The sequence below is a fragment of the Arthrobacter sp. TJ-266 genome, from assembly GCF_058269115.1.
The window spans coordinates 755,068-776,051 of the sequence record NZ_JBZCNC010000002.1; the positions used below are offsets into that span (position 1 = coordinate 755,068).

The following is a 20,984-nucleotide window of genomic DNA, read 5'->3' on the forward strand; positions in this document are numbered from 1 at the left end:
CCGGACGCGCACGGTTCAGGTGGATGCCGATTCCTTCTGGGGATAGGCTGAAAAACGGGAGCATTTCACGCGCCGGTGGCCGCGAAGCGGCTCCAGGGGCTAACCACTCACCAATCGATCCATCAACAGACGCGATCAGCGCGTCGAGAGACCACGCGAGGGAGCGTCCAAGTGGCCGAATCGGCAACTGCGCAAGAGTTCGACATCCTGGTACTCGGTGGAGGCAGCGGCGGATACGCCGCCGCACTCCGCGCGGTGCAGCTGGGGTTCACGGTGGGGCTCATCGAGAAGGGCAAGCTGGGCGGCACCTGCCTCCACAACGGCTGCATCCCCACGAAGGCCCTCCTGCACTCGGCGGAGATCGCGGACGGCGCCCGTGACGCGGAGAAGTACGGTGTGAAGGCGACCTTCGAGTCCATCGACATGAACGCCGTCAACGCGTACAAGGACGGCATCATCGCCGGGAAGTACCGCGGCCTCCAGGGACTGATCAAGTCCAAGGGCATCACCGTCATCGAGGGCTCGGGCACGCTCGCGTCCCCGACCACCATCGACGTCGACGGCACCGTCTACACGGGCAAGCACATCATCCTCGCCACCGGCTCCTTCTCCCGCAGCCTTCCCGGCCTCGAGATCGGCGGCAAGGTCATCACCTCCGACCAGGCGCTCCAGATGGACTTCGTGCCGAAATCGGTCATCATCCTCGGCGGCGGCGTCATCGGCTGCGAGTTCGCGTCGGTCTGGAAGTCCTTCGGCGTGGACGTCACGATCATCGAGGCGCTCCCCTCGCTCGTCCCGAACGAGGACGCGTCGATCGTCAAGAACTTCGAGCGCGCCTTCAAGAAGCGCGGCATCAAGTTCAACACCGGGACCCGGTTCAAGGCCGTGGAGCAGAACGACGACGGCGTCGTCGCCACGCTCGAGGACGGCAAGACCTTCACCGCGGACCTCATGCTCGTCGCCGTCGGCCGCGGGCCCGTCACGCAGAACCTCGGCTACGAGGAAGCGGGCCTCACCATGGACCGCGGGTTCGTCATCACCAACGAGCGCCTGCACACCGGCGTCGGCACCATCTACGCGATCGGCGACATCGTCCCCGGCCTGCAGCTGGCCCACCGCGGATTCCAGCAGGGCATCTTCGTGGCCGAGGAGATCGCGGGCCTCAAGCCCGTCGTCGTCTCCGACCTGAACATCCCGAAGGTCACCTACAGCGATCCCGAGATAGCCTCCGTCGGATACACCGAGAAGGCGGCCCGCGAGAAGTTCGGCGACGACCGCGTCGAGACCCACGAGTACAACCTCGCGGGCAACGGCAAGAGCTCCATCATCGGCACGGGCGGCATCGTCAAGCTCGTGCGCGAGAAGGACGGCCCCATCGTGGGCGTCCACATGCTCGGCAGCCGCATGGGCGAGCAGATCGGCGAGGCGCAGCTCATCGTCAACTGGGAGGCCTACCCCGAGGACGTCGCTCCGCTGATCCACGCGCACCCCACGCAGAACGAGGCACTCGGCGAGGCTCACCTCGCACTCGCCGGCAAGCCCTTGCACGGCTAGGACCGCCCACACAGCACCTCATCCAGCATCATCCGGGCTCGGTCCACGTCGAAGGGCGTGGACTAAGCTCGGAAGAAGGAACAGCACGCACGTCCAGCTGAACGGGCTCACCGCGTCGCCCAGCTGCCAAGGAACGATCTACGAAGGAGAAACGGGCGCATTATGTCTGAATCCGTGAACTTGCCCGCTCTCGGTGAAAGCGTCACCGAAGGCACCGTCACCCGCTGGTTGAAGCAGGTCGGTGACCGTGTGGAGGTCGACGAGCCCCTGCTGGAGGTCTCGACCGACAAGGTCGACACGGAGATCCCCTCCCCGATCGCCGGAGTCATCGAGGAGATCCTCGTGGCCGAGGACGAGACCGCCGAGGTCGGCGCCCCCCTCGTCAGGATCGGCGACGGTTCGGGTAGCGATTCGGGCACCTCGAGCGACTCGGGTGCGGCCGCCGCCTCCGACGAGTCCGAGGGCGCCTCCGTGCCGACTGAGGACGCCGTCCCGTCGACCGAGAAGGCTCCCGAGACCGAGGAGCCCGCAGCGACCAGCGGTTCGGACGAGACGTCCGGATCAGACGACTCCGACGGTTCGGGCGAGGGGACCGAGGTGACCCTGCCCGCTCTCGGCGAGAGTGTCACCGAAGGGACCGTCACCCGCTGGCTCAAGGAGATCGGCGACGACGTCGAGGTCGACGAGCCGCTCCTCGAGGTCTCGACCGACAAGGTCGACACCGAGATCCCCTCCCCCGTGGCCGGAAAGCTGCAGGAGATCCGTGTAGGCGAAGACGAGACCGCGGAGGTCGGTGCAGTCCTCGCCGTCATCGGGTCCGGCGCATCCGCCCCGAAGAAGGTCGAAGCAGCCTCCGGTGAACCGCTCGTCGCCGCACCGGCCGAGGAGCGCGAGGACTCACCCACCGAGAAGCAGGGCTCCTCCCACGAGTCCGAGCGGGCATCCGGCACGTCCGAGCCCGACGACGACGCGAGCGGGGCCCCCACCGCACCCGCGCAGGCATCCCCCGCACCGGCAGCGCCGGCCGAGCAGAAGCCCGCCGAGCAGAAGGCGCCCGCGTCGGAGGACGCAGGGACCACGGACGTCTCCGCCTACGTGACACCGCTCGTGCGGCGTCTGGCGAACCAGAACGGCGTGGACCTGGGCACCATCACGGGTACCGGCGTCGGCGGCCGTATCCGCAAGCAGGACGTGCTCGATGCCGCCGAAGCGCAGAAGGCCAAGGAGTCCCAGCAGGTGGAGTCCGCTCCGGCACCTGCAGCTGCGACGCCGTCGTCACCCGCTTCGGCGCCGTCGAAGCCCGCTGCACCGACGGTCGAGCCGTCCAAGCTGCGCGGCACCGTGGAGAAGGCTCCGCGTATCCGCCAGACGATCGCCAAGCGCATGCGCGAGTCCCTCGAGGTCTCGGCGCAGCTCACCCAGGTGATCGAAGTCGACATGACCCGCATCGCGAAGCTCCGCACCGCGTCGAAGGACACCTTCCTCGCACAGAACGGCGCGAAGCTCACCTTCCTGCCCTTCATCTCGAAGGCCGTGACCGAGGCTCTCAAGCAGCACCCGAAGCTGAACGCCTCGTTCGACGAGGAGAAGAAGGAAGTGACGTACCACGACGCCGAGCACCTGGCGATCGCGGTCGACACCGAGAAGGGCCTGCTCGTCCCCGTCATCAAGGACGCCGGCACCCTGAACCTCGGTGGCCTGGCGAAGAAGATCGCCGACGTCGGGAGCCGCACGCGCAACGGCCAGATCGGGCCGGACGAGCTCTCGGGCGGGACGTTCACGATCACGAACATCGGTTCGGCCGGGGCACTGTTCGACACCCCGATCATCAACCAGCCGCAGGTGGGCATCCTCGGGACCGGCATCATCGTGAAGCGGCCCGTGGTCATCACGGGCGTCGACGGTGATGACACCATCGCCATCCGCTCGATGATGTACCTCAGCCTGACGTACGACCACAGGCTGGTCGACGGCGCCGATGCGGGGCGGTTCCTCCAGACGCTCAAGGCACGACTCGAGGGTGGTGCGTTCGAGGCCGACCTCGGCCTCTGACAGTACCGAGGACCCTGGCGGCGACGACGCCGTCCGCCAGGAGCTGGACGAACGACGAGCAGGGGCCGCGCCACGACAGGCGCGGCCCCTGCCGTCTGTCCGGACTGCTGCGGCGGGCATGGCCGTATCTCCCGTGACGGCTGCGTACCCCGATGGAAGTCCGTCCTGCCGCTCCCTAGGATGGGAGGGAACCACCGGACGCGAGCCCGCGCCCGTCCCGCAGACCCGAAGGAGAACCATGGCTACCGTTCGTTCAGCCCACACCGTCTGGAGCGGGGACCTTCCCACCGGATCCGGCCAGGTCACGCTCGATTCCTCCGGTCTCGGCACCTACGACGTCACCTGGAAGGCGCGTGCCGAGCAGTCCGAGGGGAAGACGAGCCCCGAGGAGCTCATCGCAGCTGCCCACTCGGCATGTTTCTCGATGGCGTTCAGCCACGCCCTCGGCGAGGAGGGCAAGACCCCCGAGCGCGTCGAGACCAAGGCCGACGTCGATTTCCAGCCGGGCACGGGCATCACGGCCATCCGACTGACGCTCGACGCCACGGTGCCGGGTCTTTCCGAGGAGGACTTCCAGCGTGTCGCCCAGGCGGCCAAGGAGGGCTGCCCCGTCTCGCAGGCCCTCGCGGGCGTGAAGGACATCTCGCTGACCGCGACCCTGCACGGCTGATCGACCGGACCGCGCCCCACAACGGCGAGCGCACCCGGTCCTGACTGACGGAAGGACCCCGGACCCGGTCCGGGGTCCTTCCGTGCCAGAGCGGCTCCTGTGTTGTCGACGGGCTCCCCACTGGTATTCACGCCGCCGAACTAGTGGTTCGATGGGATCATGCGCATCCTCCTCGCCGGTGCCTCCGGGACCATCGGAACCGCCCTCACGCGTCAGCTCGCCGTCAGCCACGAGATCAGGCGACTCGTGCGCCGCGACCCGAAGAACGAGTCCGAAGTCCGCTGGAATCCCTCGACGGGAGACCTCGACGTCGCTGCCGTGGAGTGGGCGGACGCGGTGATCAACCTCTCGGGCGCGGGCATCGCAGGACATCCGTGGACGCGGAGCTACAAGGAGACGCTGTATTCCTCGCGCATCATGCCGACCCGGACACTCGTCGCGGCGATCACGCGTGCAACGAACCGCCCGCAGGTTCTCATCAGCCAGTCCGCCTCCGGCTACTACGGGGACCGGGGTGATGACGTCCTCACGGAATCGTCCGCGTCGGGTCAGACCCTGCTCGCCGACATCTGCCGCCGGTGGGAAGCGGAAGCCCTCGCTGCCCCGGAGGAGGTCCGCGTGGTGCTCCCCCGGACGGGCATCGTGATGGCGAAGGAGGGTGGCGCCCTCCCGAACCTCCTGATCCCCATCCGCCTGTTCGCCGGGACATCCCTCGGGTCGGGGCGTCAGTGGTGGCCCTGGATCAGCCTCAACGACGAGATCCGGGCCCTCGAGTTCCTCCTCACCGCACCGCTCAGCGGGCCCGTCAACCTGAGCGCCCCGGCCCCGGCGCCGCTCGACCAGATCGCCCTGCAGCTCGGCAGAGCGTTCAAGCGCCCGGTCTGGTTCCGTGTCCCGGCATTCATCCTGAAGGCCGCGATCGGTCAACTGGGCTACGAGCTCCTACTCGTGAGCACGCGCATGGAGCCGCGAGCGCTCGTCGCGGCCGGCTTCTCCTTCGACGAGGAGACCCCCGAGGCGCTGGCGCAATGGGTGCACCGCACGGTCACGGCGCCGTCCGAGTAGCCTCCACTCGCTGGACCGTATCGGGACCGTAGCCGGACCGTATAGGGACCGTATCGGGACCGCATCCGGGCGGAGGGAATCGACGTCCTGGTTCCGAGGCGGCCGCATGGGGGCGTCACGTGGTGCTGGTCCTGGGCGTGGTCGTGGTCGCACGTCCTCGGGCGTCCTCAGTCCTCGGGCGGTTCGACGACGGAGTGGATGCGCCAGCCGTCCACGGTGTCCCACAGCGCGAAGATGAGCTCCTGCTGTCCGGCTGCCATGAGTGACGGGGTCCCGGCGTCGGCGCCCTCCTCCGACGTCCCCTCCGCGGCACGGTTCCCGACCGGTTCCTCGGTGTACGGGGAGATCTGCGCCGTCGCCCGCACGAGAGCGACCTCCGTTCCCTCCGGCGGTGTCGCGACGCCGGAGACAGGTGCGAGGGCGGAGTCCGCCGCGACGTCGTCGTCCGTGAGCCGTTTCTGATCCCGCAGGCCGATGGACAAACCCCGGAGGGTGTTCCCGGATCGCGCGAGGACGGCGACAGCCTCCTGGTCCGCGACCATGGCGGGCGACCCGTCGACGTCGACGGTCCGCAGCACCTCTGGATCGGCGGTCGCGAACGCAGATGCTCGCAGCGCGACGAGACCCGAGAGTGCCACGGAGGGATCCTCGGATCCGGCGAGCTGCTCCGGACTGGCGTCAGATGTCCCGTCGTCGGACGTCGCCTCCCGCTCGGTGCTGTGCCCCGCGCTCACGTCGACCGCCTGACCGTCCGCTTCCGGAGCAGGTGTACCCGTGCCGTCACCCTGCACGGCGGGCTCGCTCCCGAGCGATTCCGGCCCGCGGAGACCCTCCGCCGTGAGCATGACCCCCATGACGAGCAAAACGGCGGCGATGCACCCCGACACCACTCCGAGGACGCGCCGGATGCGGTACTGGGCACCGTAGTCGCCCTTCACGGGCTGGAACGTCGTGGAGCTCCGGTGTGGTTCCGATGGGGATGTTCGCGGCCCAGGAGCCGAACCGCGACGGCGGGGTGATTCCTCGTCCGGTGTCGGAGCGACCGCCCTGCGCGGGAACAAGCGGGCCGGCCGGGTGCTTCGGCCTGACCGGCTGGTTCGCGGGGAGCCGTTGACGCGCCGGCCTGCGCCGGTACTGCCGTTTCCGGGTGTGCGCGGGCCGCTCGTCGCACCTGTGCGCCGGAGCCGCGCGATGAGCGAGCGCCGTGGTGCCGGCCGTTCGTCAGCCCTGCGCGTCAGCAGGTCCGGCAGCACGCTCGTGTGCACCGCCGGCACGAGGTCCACCGGTTCCGCAGCCGAGGCGGAGAGCAACGTGCGTGCGAACGATGCAGCGGTGGGACGGCGCTCACGGTTGGTGCTCAGCGCATCCTCGATCAGCTGCATCAAGGTGAGCGGGACATCGGGCACGATCAGCGCGAGCGGCGGACGCTGATCGGTCGGGCCTGGGATCCGTCCGGTCAGCGCGAACCAGGCGACGGCCGCGAGCGCGAACACATCGGCGCCGGAATCGTAGCTGCCGGTCCGCCCGGGATCGAGGAAGCCAGGGGTTCCGGGCATGAGCAGCGGATCGGTTCCCAGCAGTCGGCCCGTGCCGAGGTCGGCGAGCAGCGGGCGGCCCTCGTGCGTGAAGAGGATGTTGCCGGGCGTCACGTCACCGTGGAGGGCGCCTGACGCGTGCAGATGGTCGAGCGCCTGAGCCACGGGAACGAGAGTGGTCACCACCTCCGCGATGGGCAGAGGCCCCCGGCTCGTGACGAGTTCGAGCAGCGAACCGCCCGCTGCGAGCTCCATCAGCAGTCCCGGCCCCTGGTTCGTGCTGATGACCCGGTGCACCCGGACGAGGTGGTCGTGGTCGAGTCGCCGCAGGAGGGCGAGTTCCCGATCGAGGTCGTCGGCGGGTGCTGCATGGTTCCCACTGACTGTCGGACCACCGGCGTCGACGGACGCGCCGTCGTTCAAGGGAGCGAACGGTGACCGTCCGACGGATGGCGGTGGAACGTCCGGTACCCCGATGGAGGGCAGAGCGGCCCGGCGTGCGCGGCGCCCGGGCAGGGGCGTGGGGGTGGGCGCAGTGTCCGGTCCCGCGCCGGCCGGTTGCACACCTGTTCCGTAGTCTCGAGCTCTCGGTAGGCGATCGCCCGGAGCGGATGACGAGGACGAGGAGCCAAGCGGGACTGGCGGCGGATCGCCAGGAGCAGCCCCGGTCCTGGTCGCCACCTTGAGGGCGAAGCGCTGGCCGGCCGAGTCGGTGACGAGCCACACCGAGGACGAGCCGCCACGACCGAGCAATCGCCCGGTCGTGAGGCCGACGGCGGTGGGCTGAGCGTGGCCGTCGTCATCACGATCATTCGCTCGGCCGACATGTGTGCCGGGACCGTGCGCAGCCCTAGCCGGATGGACGGCGCCCCCTCGGACCGGCAGGGGTGTTCCCGACGGCGGAACGCCCGGCACGGAGGACGGGGACGGCGGTACGGCATCGCTCATGTGTCCTTTCTAGGTCACGACCGAGACCTCCTCCGGGTTATCCACAGGATCCGGCGGAGAACGCCTTGCCTCGATCGAACATGTGTTCTATTTTTGTTCGACACGTTCCTTCCACCAGCGTCAGGCCGTCATGCACTCCCCCACGTCATCCCCGTCCGATGCCGGACCCCGAGCGGGTCGTCGTCAGGACGTCGTCAGCACACCGTCGTCCTGGCGGACGCTCGACGAGCACGTGACCCTAACACTCCTCCCCGCCGGCGGGACGGTCCGGCCGCGCACCCTGCGATGGCGGGGTTCTACCTGGTCCGTCGTCGGTACGGCCCAGCACTGGAGCACGTGGCACGCATTCGCCGTCGAGCAGGGCGACCAGGACGTCCCGCCGACGTCACGCGCGTTGCGCATGGAGTTCTGGAGGTTCTCCGCCCAGACGAATCCCGTGGCGCCGGTCTTCCACTTCGAGGTCCGCGGGCGCGAGGACCAGTGGCGCCTCGCCCGACTGGGTGTCGTATTCGACCTGCCCGACGACACCTGAGATCACCGTCCGACGTCGGGACCGGCGTCCGAGCGCGTTGCGCACCGAGGTCACCGGCGGGCGGTGTCGGTGGACGGCGTTACCCTTGGGGCATGACTTTGGTGCTGTCGCGGGTGGGCCTTGCTCCTGACCACGTGGAGTACGCGCGGGGCCTCGAGATGCAGCAGGCCCTGCACGCCGCCGTCGTCGCCGGTGAGGCACCCAGCACGGTCCTCCTGCTCGAGCACAGTCCCGTGTACACCGCCGGACGTCGCGCCGAGGACCACGAACGTCCGTTCGACGGCACGCCCGTGGTGCCCGTGGACCGGGGCGGGAAGCTGACGTGGCACGGGCCGGGACAGCTGGTCGGCTACCCCATCCTCGCCCTGCGTGACCCGGCGAGGATCGCGGACTACGTGCACCTCCTCGAAGAGGTGATCATCCGGAGCCTCGCAGTGGTGGGTGTCGAGGGTACGCGGATCGACGGACGATCAGGCGTGTGGGTGGCCGCTGACGCCTCCGGCCCCGCGCGGAAGATCGCGGCCATCGGGATACGCGTGAAGGACCGCGTGACCATGCACGGGTTCGCCGTCAACTGCGACAACGACCTCGCTCCGTTCCGGCAGATCGTCCCCTGCGGCATCAGCGACGCCGGGGTCACGACCATCTCGCACGAGACCGGCCGGTCCGTGTCCCCCCTTGACCTCGTGTCGCTGATCGAAGCGGAACTGCGCAACAATGAGGCAGAGCTGCTGGGCGACGACGACGGTGTCGGGGGCGTCGAGGGCATTGCCGGAAAAGACGCCGGATCGGCGCCGCACACCATGTCAGAAGGAGCCTTACTGTGAGCCTTGCACCCGAGGGTCGTCGCCTGCTGCGCATCGAGGCGCGTAACGCCGAGACACCGGTGGAGCGCAAACCGGAATGGATGAAGGCCAAGGTGAACATCGGACCGGAGTTCGTCGCGATGAAGAACCTGGTGAAGAAGGAGGGCCTGCACACGGTCTGCGAGGAAGCCGGCTGCCCCAACATCTTCGAGTGCTGGGAGGACCGCGAGGCCACCTTCCTCATCGGCGGCTCCGAGTGCACGCGACGCTGCGACTTCTGCCAGATCGACACCGGCAAGCCCCAGCCGCTGGATCGGAGCGAGCCGTTCAAGGTGGCGCAGTCCGTCCGCTCCATGAACCTGCGGTACGCGACCGTGACCGGCGTCGCGCGGGACGATCTCGCGGACGAGGGCGTCTGGCTCTACGCGGAGACCATTCGTCAGATCCACAGCATGAACCCCGGCACGGGCGTCGAGATCCTCATCCCCGACTTCTCCGGCAAGCCCGAGCACATCGCCGCGATCTGCGATGCACGCCCCGAGGTCTTCGCCCACAACGTCGAGACCGTCCCCCGTATCTTCAAGCGCATCCGCCCTGCCTTCCGCTACGAGCGCTCGCTGGACGTCATCACGCAAGGTCGCGACCTCGGCATGGTCACGAAGTCCAACCTCATCCTCGGCATGGGTGAGACCCGGGAGGAGATCTCGGAGGCACTGCAGGATCTCCACGCGGCGGGCTGCGACCTCATCACCATCACGCAGTACCTCCGCCCGAGCGAGCGCCACCTCCCGGTCGACCGCTGGGTCAAGCCGTCCGAATTCGTCGAGCTGAGTGCGGAAGCCGAGAGCATCGGCTTCCTCGGGGTCATGAGTGGCCCACTGGTCCGCTCCTCGTACCGGGCAGGACGCCTGTGGGCGAGGGCCATGCGCAGCAAGGGCCTGGAACTCCCGGAGCATCTCGCCCACCTCGACGACGAGGGATCAGCGGCCCAGGAGGCCTCGTCGCTCCTCGCCGGCTGATCGCCGGGAAGCCTCCCGAGCCCGGCGGGCTACCGGCCATCCCGTAGAATCGGAGCACTATGTCGCACACCATCGATTCCCCCGATTCGCCCAAGCCCCGACGACGCATCTTCTCGCGCAAGCCGAAGGCTGAGAAGGGCCCCAAGAAGCCCGGGCGGATGAAGCAGGTGTCCGAGGTCTTCAAGATGACGCGCCGCAACGATCCGAGTGTCGTCTGGTTCATGCTCCTGGCGTTCGTCGGCATCATCGCGGTGGGACTCCTCATCGGGCTGCTGATCGACAACGTGATCACCCTGATGATCATCGCCGTCCCCCTGGCCTTCCTGGCCGCGATCTTCATCCTGTCGCGGAGAGCCGAACGCGCTGCGTTCTCACAGATCGAGGGACGCCCGGGAGCAGCGGGAGCCGCTCTCAGCGTCCTCCGCCGGGGCTGGATCCTGCAGGAACAGCCCATCGCGGTGAACCCCCGCACGCAGGACGCCGTGTTCCGGGTCATCGGGCGTCCCGGGGTCATCCTCGTGACGGAGGGACCGTCCACGCGGGTGAAGCAGCTGGTCGACGGCGAGAAGCGGAAGATGGCGCGCATCATCCCCAACGTGCCCATTCACGTGATCGAATCAGGACGGGACGAACGACAGGTTCCCCTGTCCAAGATCCCCAAGACGGTCCAGAAGCTGAAGAAGACCCTCACGAAGCAGGAGGTCTATGCCGTGGACAAGCGCCTGACCGCTCTCGGGACGAAGCTGCCGATCCCGAAGGGCATCGATCCTTTCAAGGCCCGGCCCGACCGCAAGGCGATGCGCGGGCGCTGAGCACGCGTCGAGGTCCGAGCAGCGGCGGTGATCCCCTCGAGGGTCACCGCCGCTGTCGTGTCCAGCGGCCTGTACAGCGTCGAGACGGCCGTCAGATGCGGAACAGGCCCGTTCCGCGGGCGCGGTCATGGACGCCGCGCTGATCCACGTCGATGATGAGCGCGGGAATCACCAGGCAGAGGAGCAGACTGCGCACGGTGGCCGTCAGGTACCCCGCAGGCTTGCCGTCGAGCGTCTGCACCTGCATACGGAACATGCGATGACCGATGCTGTATCCGAAGAAACCGACCAGGAGGATCTGCTCCGCGAGGAAGATGAGCAGCGTCGCGAAGCCGTCGTACCCGAAGAACGCCGCGGAGAGCAGCGAGCAGAGCAACCAGTCGATGAGGAGCGCTGCCGCCCGGGGTCCGAAGCGGGCGATCGACCCCGGGCCGGCCTCGGGTCTCCCGAGACGCTGCCCGGGCCACTGCTGGTTGCCGGAAGGGGAAGGCCCCTCCATCCAGGAGCCGAGGTCTCGTCTGTTCACCACGTCGTCCAGCCTACCGGCCTCAGGGCGCGGCATTATGCCGTGCGCTCGCCCGGAACGCTAGGGTGGGGAGCGCAGTTCGCCCCATGTAACGTCCACGAAACACGGCCGACACCAGCGAGAAACTGCCCGCTCCTACAGTGGGGACGAGTCGGCGGCAGTGCAGCGCACCTGCCGTACCTCGAGCTCCCGCGGCAGTGCGGGGGTCTTGGCTGGCGCCGATCCGTTCCCCCTGCCATGCGTTAGGAGCATTGATCGATGTTTAAGAATGCGGACGAGGTCCTCAAATTCATCGCCGACGAGGACATCAGGTTCGTCGATGTCCGGTTCACCGACCTCCCGGGAGTGCAGCAGCACTTCAACGTCCCCGCGAAGTCGGTGGATGCTGACTTCTTCATCGATGGTCAGCTCTTCGACGGATCATCGATCCGCGGCTTCCAGGGCATCGCGGAATCCGACATGCAGCTCATCCCGGACGTGACGACGGCGTTCATCGACCCGTTCCGCACCGAGAAGACCCTCGCGCTGAACTTCTCGATCGTCAACCCGCGTACGGGCGATCCCTACCACCGCGATCCCCGCAGTGTCGCCGAGCGCGCCGAGGCCTACCTGTCCTCGACGGGCATCGCCGACACCGCGTTCTTCGCACCCGAGGCCGAGTTCTTCATCTTCGACAACGTCCAGTACGAATCCTCCCCCCAGGGCAGCTTCTACAAGGTCGACTCCATCGAGGCCCCCTGGAACAGCGGGCGCGAGGAGGTAGGCGGCAACCTGGGCAATAAGACGCCCTTCAAGGGCGGCTACTTCCCGGTCTCCCCCGTGGACAAGCAGGCCGATCTCCGGGACGCCATCTGCGTGGAGCTGGACAAGGCGGGCCTCGAGGTCGAGCGCTCGCACCACGAGGTGGGCGGCGCCGGTCAGGCCGAGATCAACTACAAGTTCACCACCATGACGCATGCGGCCGACGACCTGCAGAAGTTCAAGTACATCGTCAAGAACGTGTCCAACGCGTGGGGCAAGACCGCCACGTTCATGCCGAAGCCGGTCTTCGGTGAGAACGGCTCCGGCATGCACTGCCATCAGTCGCTGTGGGCGGGCGGCCAGCCGCTGTTCTACGACGAGCGCGGCTATGCCGGTCTGTCGGACACCGCCCGCTGGTACATCGGCGGCCTGCTGAAGCACGCATCCGCCGTCCTCGCCTTCACCAACCCGACGGTCAACTCCTACCGCCGCCTGGTCAAGGGCTTCGAGGCGCCGGTCAACATGGTGTACTCGCAGGGCAACCGCTCCGCCGGCATCCGCATCCCGATCACGGGCTCGAACCCGAAGGCGAAGCGCATCGAGTTCCGCGCGCCGGACCCCTCGTCGAACCCGTACCTGGCCTTCGCCGCGCAGCTCATGGCCGGCCTCGACGGCATCAAGAACCGCATCGAGCCCGCCGAGCCGATCGACAAGGACCTCTACGAGCTCCCCGCGGAGGAGGCCAAGGACATCCAGAAGGCTCCCGGGTCCCTCGAGGAGGCGCTGCTCGCCCTGGAGGCGGACAACGAGTTCCTGCAGGCCGGCGACGTCTTCACCCAGGACCTGATCGACACCTGGATCGACTACAAGCGTGAGATGGAGATCAAGCCGCTCTCGCTGCGCCCGAACCCCTACGAGTTCGAGCTGTACTACGGCGTCTAGCACGCATCACCGGCATCACCGCGAGTGATCCGGGAACGACGACGGCGGCCTCCCCTTTCGGGGTGGCCGCCGCCGTCGTTCGGGGCAGATGCCGCCGCTCAGTAACCCCTCAGTACCCGTAGAAGTGCCTCTCGAAGATCCCGCGGCTGCGGCGCGTCATGCGTAAATAGTCCTCCTCGAGGTCCGAGCCGCTCCCCGGTCCGTATCCGCACCAGCGCGCCACCGCCTCGAGGTCGCGGCGCGAGGACGGCAGCACATCGGAATTCCGCCCGCTCCAGACGACGTTCGCGCCCCGGATCCTCGTGGCGAGCGTCCAGCTCGCGCGGAGCGTCGCGACGTCCTCCTCCGGCAGAAGCTCCTCGGCCTCGATGATGTCGAGCGCGCCCAGCGTGGACTGCACCCTCAAGGACGGCAGACCGTGCGCGTGCTGGAGCTGGATCAGCTGGACGAGCCACTCGACGTCGCTGAGCGCCCCCCGGCCGAGCTTCACGTGCCGCGACGGGTCGGCGCCCCGCGGCAGCCGCTCGGACTCGACGCGGGCCTTGATGCGGCGGATCTCCCGGACGTCGCCGTCGTCGAGCCCCTTGGGGTACCTCACGGTGTCGATCAGGGCCACGAAGTCGGTGGCGAGGGCATCGTCCCCGGCGAGCGGCCGCGCGCGCAGCAGGGCCTGCGCCTCCCACACCAGCGACCACCGGCGGTAGTACTCGCGGTAGGAGTCGAGCGACCTGACGATGGCACCCTGCTTGCCCTCGGGCCGGAGGGACGTATCGATCTCGAGGACCCGCTCCGCGAGGACCGGTGGCCGGCACGGTTGCGTCAGGAGAGCCGCGAGCCGGCCCACGAGTTTCTCGGCCTGCCGCTGGGCTGCCGCCTCCCTCGCGCCCTCCACGGGCCGGTGCACGTACATGACGTCCGCGTCCGAGCCGTAGGTGATCTCACGTCCGCCCTGCCGGCCCATCGCCATGACGACCACGTCCGTCAGCCGCTCCTCCTCGGCGAACACCTGCTTCTCGGCCACGTGGAGCGCGCCGAGGACGGCCGCGCGGTCGGCGTCGGCCAGCGCCTCCCCCACCTCCGGCTGCGACAGCACGCCCGCACTGTCCGCGATCGCGATGCGGAGGATCTCGCGGCGGCGGATCAGGCGGATGAGCCGGATCGCCTCGGCGGGTTCGGGGTGGCGCGACATCTTCGACTGGATCTCCTGCCACTGGGAATCGAAGCTGTCCGGCACGAGGGCGGCGTCGGACCCGAGCCACTGCGTCGATTCGGGTGACACCTCGAGGAGATCGGTGATGAAGCGGCTGCTGGACAGCACGGCGCACAGGCGCTCGGCCGCGGCCGTCGAGTCCCGCAGCATGCCCAAGTACCAGTGGCTCTCGCCCAGGGCCTCGCTCAGCCTGCGGAAGCCGAGGAGACCGGCGTCGGGGTCCACGCCGTCCGCGAACCACGCGAGCAGGATCGGCAGGAGATGCCGCTGGAGCAGTGCCCGGCGCCTCAAACCACCGGTCAGCGCCTCGATGTGGCGGAGGGCACCGCGGGGATCCTGGTACCCGAGCGCCGCCAGTCTGGCCTGTGCGGCCTCGGCCGTGAGCTGGACGTCCTCCGGCCGCAGCGTCGCCGCGGTGTTGAGCAGGGGCCGGTAGAAGATGGCCTCGTGCAGCCGCTTGACCAGCCGCCGCGTCCGCTGCCACTTCTCGTGCAGGCTCTGGGCGCTGGGCCGTACGGTCACCATGCAACTCTCCGACGACCGCGCGAGGGCCCTGAGCGAGGCGTCGTCCTCGGGCATCAGATGCGTGCGCCGCATCTGCATGAGCTGGATGCGGTGCTCCAGCACGCGGAGGTACCGGTAGGCGTCGTCGAGGTCGAGGGCGTCGGACCGCCCCACGTAGCCCGCGGCACTCAGGGCCTCGATGGCCGAGACCGTGTCCCTGACCCGGAGCGATGCGTCCAGCCGGCCGTGGACGAGCTGCAGCAGCTGCACGGTGAACTCGACGTCGCGCAGACCGCCCGGGCCGAGCTTGAGCTGCCGAGCCTCCTCGTCCCGCGGGATGTTGTCCGTGACCCGCCGACGCATGGCCCTGACCGCCTCGACGAATCCCTCGCGCTGCGACGATGCCCAGATCAGGGGGGCGACGGCGGCCTCGTACCGCCGACCGAGCTCGAGATCGCCGGCCACCGCACGGGCCTTCAGCAGCGCCTGGAACTCCCAGGTCCTGGCCCAGCGCTCGTAGTAGGACACGTGGGAGGCCAGTGTCCTCACGAGGGGTCCGTCCTTGCCCTCGGGGCGGAGGTTGGCATCCACCTCCCAGAGCGCCGGCTCCTGTCCCGGCGAGTACACCCCCCGTGCCATGGCCGAGGCGAGACCCGTGCCGATCCGGGTGAGCACCGACTCCTCGACGTCGTCGCCCTCGACGACGTAGACGACGTCGACGTCCGAGATGTAGTTGAGCTCCCGGGCCCCGCACTTGCCCATCGCGACGACGGCGAGCCGCACGCGCGCCACGACGTCGGCCCCGTACACCTCGCCGAGGTCCGCACGGGCGATGGCGAGGGACGCCTCCAGCGCGGCTCCCGCGAGGTCCGCGAGCTCCCGCCCGACGACGGGCAGGTAGTCGACGGGCGCGCAGTGGCACAGGTCCCGCACCGCGAGATCGGTGAGCTGTCGGCGGTAGGCGACCCTCAGTCGCTGGTAGGCCTCCGTGCCGCCGACACCGGCCACCGGGTTGTCCTGCGCGGGATCGGCGTCGACGGCTGCCAGGAGCATCGACCGCAGCTCCGCGGGATCCACGACGGGAGGGCTCTGCGGTCCGGACCTGACGACGTCGAGGTGTTCGGGATGCCGCATGAGGAACTCCGCCAGCGCCTCTGAGGCGCCGAGCAGCCGGAACAGCGGACCGGCGCGGTCCTCGTCGTCGAACACCGCCCGGACGCCCGCGGGATCCGCGGCCAGCAACCGCACCAGCGACTGCAGAGCCAGATCAGGGTTCGCAGCACGGCCCAGATGGGCGAACAGCACGTCCTCGTCGAGCCCGGCCAGCTCGGGGGCGTCGAGGAAACGTCGGCTCTTCTCCAAATCGGTGAAGCCGTGGCTGATCAGCGTGCGGTTGAGGCTCATGCGCCAACACTAGCCACGTCGGCACGGCAGCCGGACGGCCCGGACCTAGAGGATGTTGAGGTTCCGTCGCAGCTCGTACGGTGTCACCTGGATGCGGTAGTCGTGCCACTCGGCGCGCTTGTTGCGCAGGAAGTTCTCGAACACCTGCTCCCCCAGCACGTCGGCGACGAGCTCGGAGTCCTCCATCACGCGGATCGCGTCGTGCAGGCTGGCCGGCAGCGGATCATGCCCCATGGCCCGACGCTCGGCGGGCGTGAGGCTCCAGACGTCGTCCTCAGCGGCGGCGGGGAGCTCGTAGCCCTCCTCGATACCCTTCAGGCCTGCCCCGAGGAGCACGGAGTAGGCGAGGTAGGGGTTGCTCGCGGAGTCGATCCCGCGGTACTCGATGCGCGCGGACTGCCCCTTGTTGGGCTTGTACAGGGGGACGCGCACGAGTGCCGAGCGGTTGTTGTGGCCCCAGGACAGGTAGCTCGGTGCCTCACCTCCGCCCCACAGGCGCTTGAACGAGTTGACGAACTGGTTCGTGACCGCGGTGAACTCCGGGGCGTGCCTGAGGATCCCCGCGATGAACTGGCGGGCGGTCTTCGACAGCTGGAACTCGGCGCCCGCCTCGTAGAACGCGTTCGTGTCACCCTCGAAGAGCGAGAAGTGGGTGTGCATCCCGGAGCCCGGGTGCTCGGAGAAGGGCTTGGGCATGAAGGTCGCGTAGCTGCCGGAGGTGAGTGCGACCTCCTTGATGATGGTACGGAAAGTCATGATGTTGTCGGCGGTCTGCAGGGCGTCCGCGTACCGCAGGTCGATCTCGTTCTGACCGGGGCCTGCCTCGTGGTGACTGAACTCCACCGAGATACCCACGGACTCGAGCATCGCGACCGCCATGCGCCGGAAGTCCTGCGCCACCCCGCCCGGTACGTGGTCGAAGTAGCCGGCCTGGTCGACGGGGACGGGCTGTCCGTCCGGGCCGAGCTCGGCGGACTTCAGGAGGTAGAACTCGATCTCGGGGTGGGTGTAGCAGGTGAAGCCCATGTCGGCGGCCTTCGCCAGGGTCTTCTTCAGGACCCCGCGCGGATCGGCCGTGGAGGGTTGCCCGTCGGGGGTCAGGATGTCGCAGAACATCCTCGACGTCTGCTCCTTCTCGCCACGCCACGGGAGGATCTGGAACGTCGAGGGGTCGGGCTGCGCGAGCATGTCCGACTCGTACACGCGGGCGAGGCCCTCGATCGACGAGCCGTCGAAGCCCAGCCCCTCCTCGAACGCGCCCTCCACCTCGGCGGGCGCGAGCGCCACGGACTTCAGGGACCCGACGACGTCGGTGAACCACAGGCGGACGTAGCGGACGTCGCGCTCCTCGATGGTCCGCAGTACGAACTCCTGCTGCCGGTCCATGACAACCTCACTCCCTGATCGTCGGGTGCACCCGCGCGGGCCACGCCACCAACACTCTACTGACACGCACACGTGATCCGGCGCCGCGGCGGGCCGCGACAGCCGCCGTCGTCGGCGTGTACCCGCTCTCACCCACCGGCGACGTGTGCGGGACCCGTCGCGGTGGCCGGGGGAGGTCGGCACGGCGGACGGTCCGATAGTCTCGTGCCATGACCTCCGCCGAGATCCCAGCGCCCTACGGGGAGGGGGCGGCCGCGGCGTCGAACCCCCGGACGGACGCGCCGACGACAGCCCGGACGCCGTCCCGGATACGCGTCCACCACCTGCAGCAGGCCAAGGACGAAGGCCGGAAGTTCGCGATGCTGACGGCCTACGACCAGTACGCGGCCCAGGTCTTCGACGAGGCCGGCATCGAGGTGCTGCTGGTCGGCGATTCGGCCTCCAACAACGTCCTCGGGCACGCGACCACCCTGCCGATCACCCTCGACGAGATGATCCTCTTCAGCCGCGCGGTGAGCCGCGCGGCCTCACGCGCGATGGTCGTCGCCGACCTGCCGTTCGGATCGTACGAGGTGTCCCCCGAGCAGGCGGTCGGGTCCTCCGTCCGCCTGCTCAAGGAAGGACTCGTCCACGCGGTGAAGATGGAGGGCGGCGCAGCGTACGCGGACACGGTCCGGGCACTCGTCAGGGCCGGCATCCCCGTCATGGCGCACGTCGGCTTCACACCGCAGAGTGAGCACGCCCTCGGCGGCTATCGCGTTCAGGGCCGCGGGGAGGCCTCGCAGCGTGTGATCGACGACGCCGTCGCACTGGCCGATGCAGGCGCCTTCTGCGTCCTCATGGAGATGGTGCCCGCCGGCACCGCCGAGGCCGTCGAGGCGGCCGTCCGGGTGCCGACCATCGGGATCGGGGCCGGACCGGCGACGACGGGCCAGGTCCTGGTGTGGCAGGACATGGCCGGGCTGCGCGGTGGGCGCCAGGCGAGGTTCGTGAAACAGTTCGCGGACGTCCGCGGCATCCTTGCCGGCGCTGCCGCGGCGTACGCGGACGAGGTGCGCTCGGGCACCTTCCCGGGTCCCGAACACACCTTCTGACCTGCTCGACCCGGGTCCGGGGAAGACTCGCCGTAGGGCGTCAGTCGTCCTCGCGGTCCCACGAGTCGTTGCGCTGCTGGACCTTCTCGAGGGCCTTCTCCGCCTCGGCGCGCGTGGTGTAGGGGCCGATCAGCTGCGACCAGTCCGACTGCCGATCCTCCTCGACCTCGTGCGTGCGCACGTTGAACCAGTACTCCGTCATGTCGACCTCCTCCTCGAAGCGTCCGGACCGCGCCGGAGACGCGTCCAGCGCCGTCCGCACCGCGTGCATCCCGTCGTGTGACCCCGGGCCCGCTATAGGATCAAGGGTATGCCCCAGCCCTCCGCCACCGCTCCCCTCGGGACCCTGACGCCGGGCGTGGTCTCACCTCTGCGGCCCGTTCCCGCGGGTATCGTCCGCCCCGAGTACGTCGGCCGGAAGGCCCCCGCGCCGTTCACGGGGTCCGAGGTGAAGTCGGCCGAGACCATCGAGAAGATCCGCAGCGCCGGCCGGATCGCCGCGCAGGCCGTCCTCGAGGTCGGCAGGCACGCCCGTCCCGGTGTCACGACGGACGAGCTCGACCGGATCGGGCACGAGTTCATCCTGGACCACGGCGCCTACCCCTCGACCCTCGGCTACCGCGGATTCCCCAAGTCCCTGTGCTCGTCACTGAACGAGGTGATCTGCCACGGCATCCCGGACTCCACGGAACTCGCCGACGGCGACATCCTGAACATCGACATCACCGCGTTCAAGGACGGCGTGCACGGGGACACCAACCGGACGTTCTGCATCGGCGACGTGGACGAGGAGTCGCGGCTGCTCGTCGAGCGGACCGAGGAGTCGCTGCACCGGGCCGTGCGCGCCGTGGCCCCGGGACGGCAGATCAACGTGATCGGACGCGCCATCGAGTCCTACGCGAAGCGCTTCGGCTACGGCGTGGTGCGCGACTTCACGGGGCACGGCGTGGGCGAGGCCTTCCACACCGGGCTGATCATCCCGCACTACGACGCCGCCCCGGCCTACGATCGGGTGATCGAGCGCGGCATGGTCTTCACCATCGAACCGATGCTCACCCTCGGCGTCGTGGACTGGACCATGTGGGACGACGAGTGGACCGTGGTCACGCGTGACCGGAAGCGGACCGCGCAGTTCGAACACACGCTCGTGGTCACCGATCACGGAGCCGAGGTCCTCACTCTTCCCTGAGTACCGCCCGCACCGACCCCTGCACGACCCCGCACTGTCCACCCTCACGAGCCCCTGCCGGTACGCGCCGGCCCCACGTCAACGGAGAATCATGGCCAAGGACACCGAGAAGAAGAAGACCAAGCTGCCCTCGAAGCTGCCCACCACGGTGATCGGCGTCGACATCGGCGGCACGGGCATCAAGGGCGGCATCGTGGATCTCGAGAAGGGCGTGATCGTCGGCGAGAGGCACCGTATCCCCACCCCCAAGCCGTCCACGCCCGAGGCCGTGGCGGAGGTGGTCCGGCAGATCGTGGCCGAGCTCTCCTCCCGCCCCGAGGGGCCTGCGGCGGACAGCCCCGTGGGCGTGACCTTCCCGGCCATCATCCAGCACGGAGTGGCGCGCTCCGCGGCCAATGTGGACAAGAGCTGGATCGACACCGACGTGGACGCCCTGTTCACCACAATCCTCGGGCGCGATGTCTATGTGATCAACGACGCCGATGCCGCCGGCCTCGCGGAGGTCCAGTACGGCGCCGGCAAGGGCCGGATGGGCACGGTCCTCGTGATCACGCTGGGGACCGGCATCGGCTCGGCCTTCATCTTCGACGGCCGGCTGGTGCCGAACGCCGAGCTGGGCCACCTGGAGATCGACGGGCACGACGCCGAGACGCGTGCGTCGGCCGTGGCCCGGGAACGTGAGGGCCTCGACTGGGACCAGTACGCGGTGCGACTCCAGCGCTACTTCTCCCACGTCGAGTTCCTCTTCTCCCCGGAGCTCTTCATCGTGGGAGGCGGCATCTCGAAGCGCAGCTCCGAGTACCTCCCCTCGCTGGATCTTCGGACGCCGATCATCCCGGCCCAGCTGAAGAATCACGCGGGGATCGTGGGCGGCGCCCTCCAGGCGGCGCTCCTGCACGTCGACTCCGCCTGACGTCGGGAGACGGGCCGCGGTCCCACGGCCTGCCATGGGTCGTGGGGTCCGCGGCCGAGGGGCGGCGCGTGCTCCTTCAGCA

Annotated in this window: 17 protein-coding genes; 12 read left to right on the top strand and 5 right to left on the bottom strand. The window is 68.9% G+C overall.

Annotated features, from left to right (window positions below; genetic code table 11):
• Positions 1-171 precede the first annotated feature (171 nt).
• The 4 genes from lpdA (at position 172) to AC4D12_RS08240 (ending at position 5,341) form a co-directional block, all read left to right on the top strand.
• The gene (gene lpdA, locus AC4D12_RS08225; protein WP_490949401.1) at positions 172-1,554 is read left to right on the top strand and encodes a dihydrolipoyl dehydrogenase; all 1,383 of its coding nucleotides are present in this window, start codon (positions 172-174) and stop codon (positions 1,552-1,554) included.
• Positions 1,555-1,716: 162 nt separating this feature from the next.
• The gene (gene sucB, locus AC4D12_RS08230; RefSeq protein ID WP_490949402.1) at positions 1,717-3,606 is read left to right on the top strand and encodes a 2-oxoglutarate dehydrogenase, E2 component, dihydrolipoamide succinyltransferase; all 1,890 of its coding nucleotides are present in this window, start codon (positions 1,717-1,719) and stop codon (positions 3,604-3,606) included.
• Between the two features lie 238 nt (positions 3,607-3,844).
• On the top strand, positions 3,845-4,276 hold the full coding sequence (locus AC4D12_RS08235) for an OsmC family protein (RefSeq protein WP_490949403.1): 432 nt from the start codon (positions 3,845-3,847) through the stop codon (positions 4,274-4,276).
• 159 nt (positions 4,277-4,435) lie between these two features.
• The gene (locus tag AC4D12_RS08240; RefSeq protein WP_490949404.1) at positions 4,436-5,341 is read left to right on the top strand and encodes a TIGR01777 family oxidoreductase; all 906 of its coding nucleotides are present in this window, start codon (positions 4,436-4,438) and stop codon (positions 5,339-5,341) included.
• Positions 5,342-5,508: 167 nt separating this feature from the next.
• On the opposite strand, the gene AC4D12_RS08245 is transcribed toward AC4D12_RS08240, so the two are convergent.
• The gene (locus tag AC4D12_RS08245) at positions 5,509-7,299 is read right to left on the bottom strand and encodes a serine/threonine protein kinase (protein ID WP_490949405.1); all 1,791 of its coding nucleotides are present in this window, start codon (positions 7,297-7,299) and stop codon (positions 5,509-5,511) included.
• 655 nt (positions 7,300-7,954) lie between these two features.
• On the opposite strand from AC4D12_RS08245, the gene AC4D12_RS08250 reads away from it, so the two are divergent.
• The 4 genes from AC4D12_RS08250 (at position 7,955) to AC4D12_RS08265 (ending at position 10,993) form a co-directional block, all read left to right on the top strand.
• Entirely contained in the window at positions 7,955-8,356 is a 402-nt protein-coding gene (locus AC4D12_RS08250; protein WP_490949406.1) for a DUF6504 family protein, read from the top strand.
• A 92-nt stretch (positions 8,357-8,448) separates the two neighbouring features.
• Positions 8,449-9,183 carry a lipoyl(octanoyl) transferase LipB gene (lipB, locus tag AC4D12_RS08255; protein WP_490949407.1) on the top strand — a complete coding sequence of 245 codons (735 nt, stop codon included), beginning with the start codon at positions 8,449-8,451 and terminating at the stop codon, positions 9,181-9,183.
• Positions 9,180-10,181: a lipoyl synthase gene (gene lipA / locus AC4D12_RS08260; RefSeq protein WP_490949408.1), complete on the top strand. Its 1,002-nt coding sequence runs from the start codon at positions 9,180-9,182 to the stop codon at positions 10,179-10,181. The genes lipB and lipA overlap by 4 nt, the downstream gene beginning before the upstream one ends.
• A 59-nt stretch (positions 10,182-10,240) precedes the next feature.
• A complete protein-coding gene (locus AC4D12_RS08265) occupies positions 10,241-10,993 on the top strand; it encodes a DUF4191 domain-containing protein (RefSeq protein WP_490949409.1) in 753 nt (250 codons plus the stop codon).
• Between the two features lie 91 nt (positions 10,994-11,084).
• On the opposite strand, the gene AC4D12_RS08270 is transcribed toward AC4D12_RS08265, so the two are convergent.
• Complete coding sequence (locus tag AC4D12_RS08270; RefSeq protein ID WP_490949410.1) at positions 11,085-11,522, bottom strand: RDD family protein; 438 nt, start codon at positions 11,520-11,522, stop codon at positions 11,085-11,087.
• Between the two features lie 255 nt (positions 11,523-11,777).
• On the opposite strand from AC4D12_RS08270, the gene glnA (AC4D12_RS08275) reads away from it, so the two are divergent.
• Positions 11,778-13,202 (top strand): type I glutamate--ammonia ligase, encoded by a 1,425-nt coding sequence (gene glnA, locus AC4D12_RS08275; RefSeq protein ID WP_490949411.1) that lies wholly within the window; start codon positions 11,778-11,780, stop codon positions 13,200-13,202.
• A 109-nt stretch (positions 13,203-13,311) separates the two neighbouring features.
• Here the strand turns inward: glnA (AC4D12_RS08275) and AC4D12_RS08280 are convergent, their stop codons facing one another.
• Both AC4D12_RS08280 and glnA (AC4D12_RS08285) read right to left on the bottom strand, forming a co-directional pair.
• On the bottom strand, positions 13,312-16,320 hold the full coding sequence (locus tag AC4D12_RS08280; protein ID WP_490949412.1) for a bifunctional [glutamine synthetase] adenylyltransferase/[glutamine synthetase]-adenylyl-L-tyrosine phosphorylase: 3,009 nt from the start codon (positions 16,318-16,320) through the stop codon (positions 13,312-13,314).
• A 45-nt stretch (positions 16,321-16,365) separates the two neighbouring features.
• Complete coding sequence (glnA, locus tag AC4D12_RS08285) at positions 16,366-17,706, bottom strand: type I glutamate--ammonia ligase (RefSeq protein WP_490949413.1); 1,341 nt, start codon at positions 17,704-17,706, stop codon at positions 16,366-16,368.
• Positions 17,707-17,915: 209 nt separating this feature from the next.
• On the opposite strand from glnA (AC4D12_RS08285), the gene panB reads away from it, so the two are divergent.
• Positions 17,916-18,800, top strand: a complete 885-nt coding sequence (gene panB, locus AC4D12_RS08290; protein ID WP_490949414.1) for a 3-methyl-2-oxobutanoate hydroxymethyltransferase — start codon at positions 17,916-17,918, stop codon at positions 18,798-18,800.
• A gap of 40 nt (positions 18,801-18,840) precedes the next feature.
• Here panB and AC4D12_RS08295 read toward each other — a convergent pair whose 3' ends face one another.
• On the bottom strand, positions 18,841-19,002 hold the full coding sequence (locus AC4D12_RS08295; protein WP_490949415.1) for an SPOR domain-containing protein: 162 nt from the start codon (positions 19,000-19,002) through the stop codon (positions 18,841-18,843).
• A 108-nt stretch (positions 19,003-19,110) separates the two neighbouring features.
• On the opposite strand from AC4D12_RS08295, the gene map reads away from it, so the two are divergent.
• Positions 19,111-19,989 carry a type I methionyl aminopeptidase gene (map, locus tag AC4D12_RS08300; RefSeq protein ID WP_490949416.1) on the top strand — a complete coding sequence of 293 codons (879 nt, stop codon included), beginning with the start codon at positions 19,111-19,113 and terminating at the stop codon, positions 19,987-19,989.
• A gap of 91 nt (positions 19,990-20,080) precedes the next feature.
• Positions 20,081-20,902: a polyphosphate--glucose phosphotransferase gene (gene ppgK / locus AC4D12_RS08305; protein ID WP_490949417.1), complete on the top strand. Its 822-nt coding sequence runs from the start codon at positions 20,081-20,083 to the stop codon at positions 20,900-20,902.
• Positions 20,903-20,984 lie beyond the last annotated feature (82 nt).

Excerpts from the sequence above, each read along its gene's own strand:
- AC4D12_RS08280 (WP_490949412.1), bottom strand. The coding sequence starts at position 16,320 with ATGAGCCTCAACCGCACGCTGATCAGCCACGGCTTCACCGATTTGGAG.
- panB (WP_490949414.1), top strand. The coding sequence starts at position 17,916 with ATGACCTCCGCCGAGATCCCAGCGCCCTACGGGGAGGGGGCGGCCGCG.
- sucB (WP_490949402.1), top strand. The coding sequence starts at position 1,717 with ATGTCTGAATCCGTGAACTTGCCCGCTCTCGGTGAAAGCGTCACCGAA.
- AC4D12_RS08295 (WP_490949415.1), bottom strand. The coding sequence starts at position 19,002 with ATGACGGAGTACTGGTTCAACGTGCGCACGCACGAGGTCGAGGAGGAT.
- AC4D12_RS08265 (WP_490949409.1), top strand. The coding sequence starts at position 10,241 with ATGTCGCACACCATCGATTCCCCCGATTCGCCCAAGCCCCGACGACGC.
- AC4D12_RS08250 (WP_490949406.1), top strand. The coding sequence starts at position 7,955 with ATGCACTCCCCCACGTCATCCCCGTCCGATGCCGGACCCCGAGCGGGT.
- map (WP_490949416.1), top strand. The coding sequence starts at position 19,111 with ATGCCCCAGCCCTCCGCCACCGCTCCCCTCGGGACCCTGACGCCGGGC.
- glnA (WP_490949413.1), bottom strand. The coding sequence starts at position 17,706 with ATGGACCGGCAGCAGGAGTTCGTACTGCGGACCATCGAGGAGCGCGAC.
- glnA (WP_490949411.1), top strand. The coding sequence starts at position 11,778 with ATGTTTAAGAATGCGGACGAGGTCCTCAAATTCATCGCCGACGAGGAC.
- AC4D12_RS08240 (WP_490949404.1), top strand. The coding sequence starts at position 4,436 with ATGCGCATCCTCCTCGCCGGTGCCTCCGGGACCATCGGAACCGCCCTC.
- ppgK (WP_490949417.1), top strand. The coding sequence starts at position 20,081 with ATGGCCAAGGACACCGAGAAGAAGAAGACCAAGCTGCCCTCGAAGCTG.
- lipB (WP_490949407.1), top strand. The coding sequence starts at position 8,449 with ATGACTTTGGTGCTGTCGCGGGTGGGCCTTGCTCCTGACCACGTGGAG.
- AC4D12_RS08235 (WP_490949403.1), top strand. The coding sequence starts at position 3,845 with ATGGCTACCGTTCGTTCAGCCCACACCGTCTGGAGCGGGGACCTTCCC.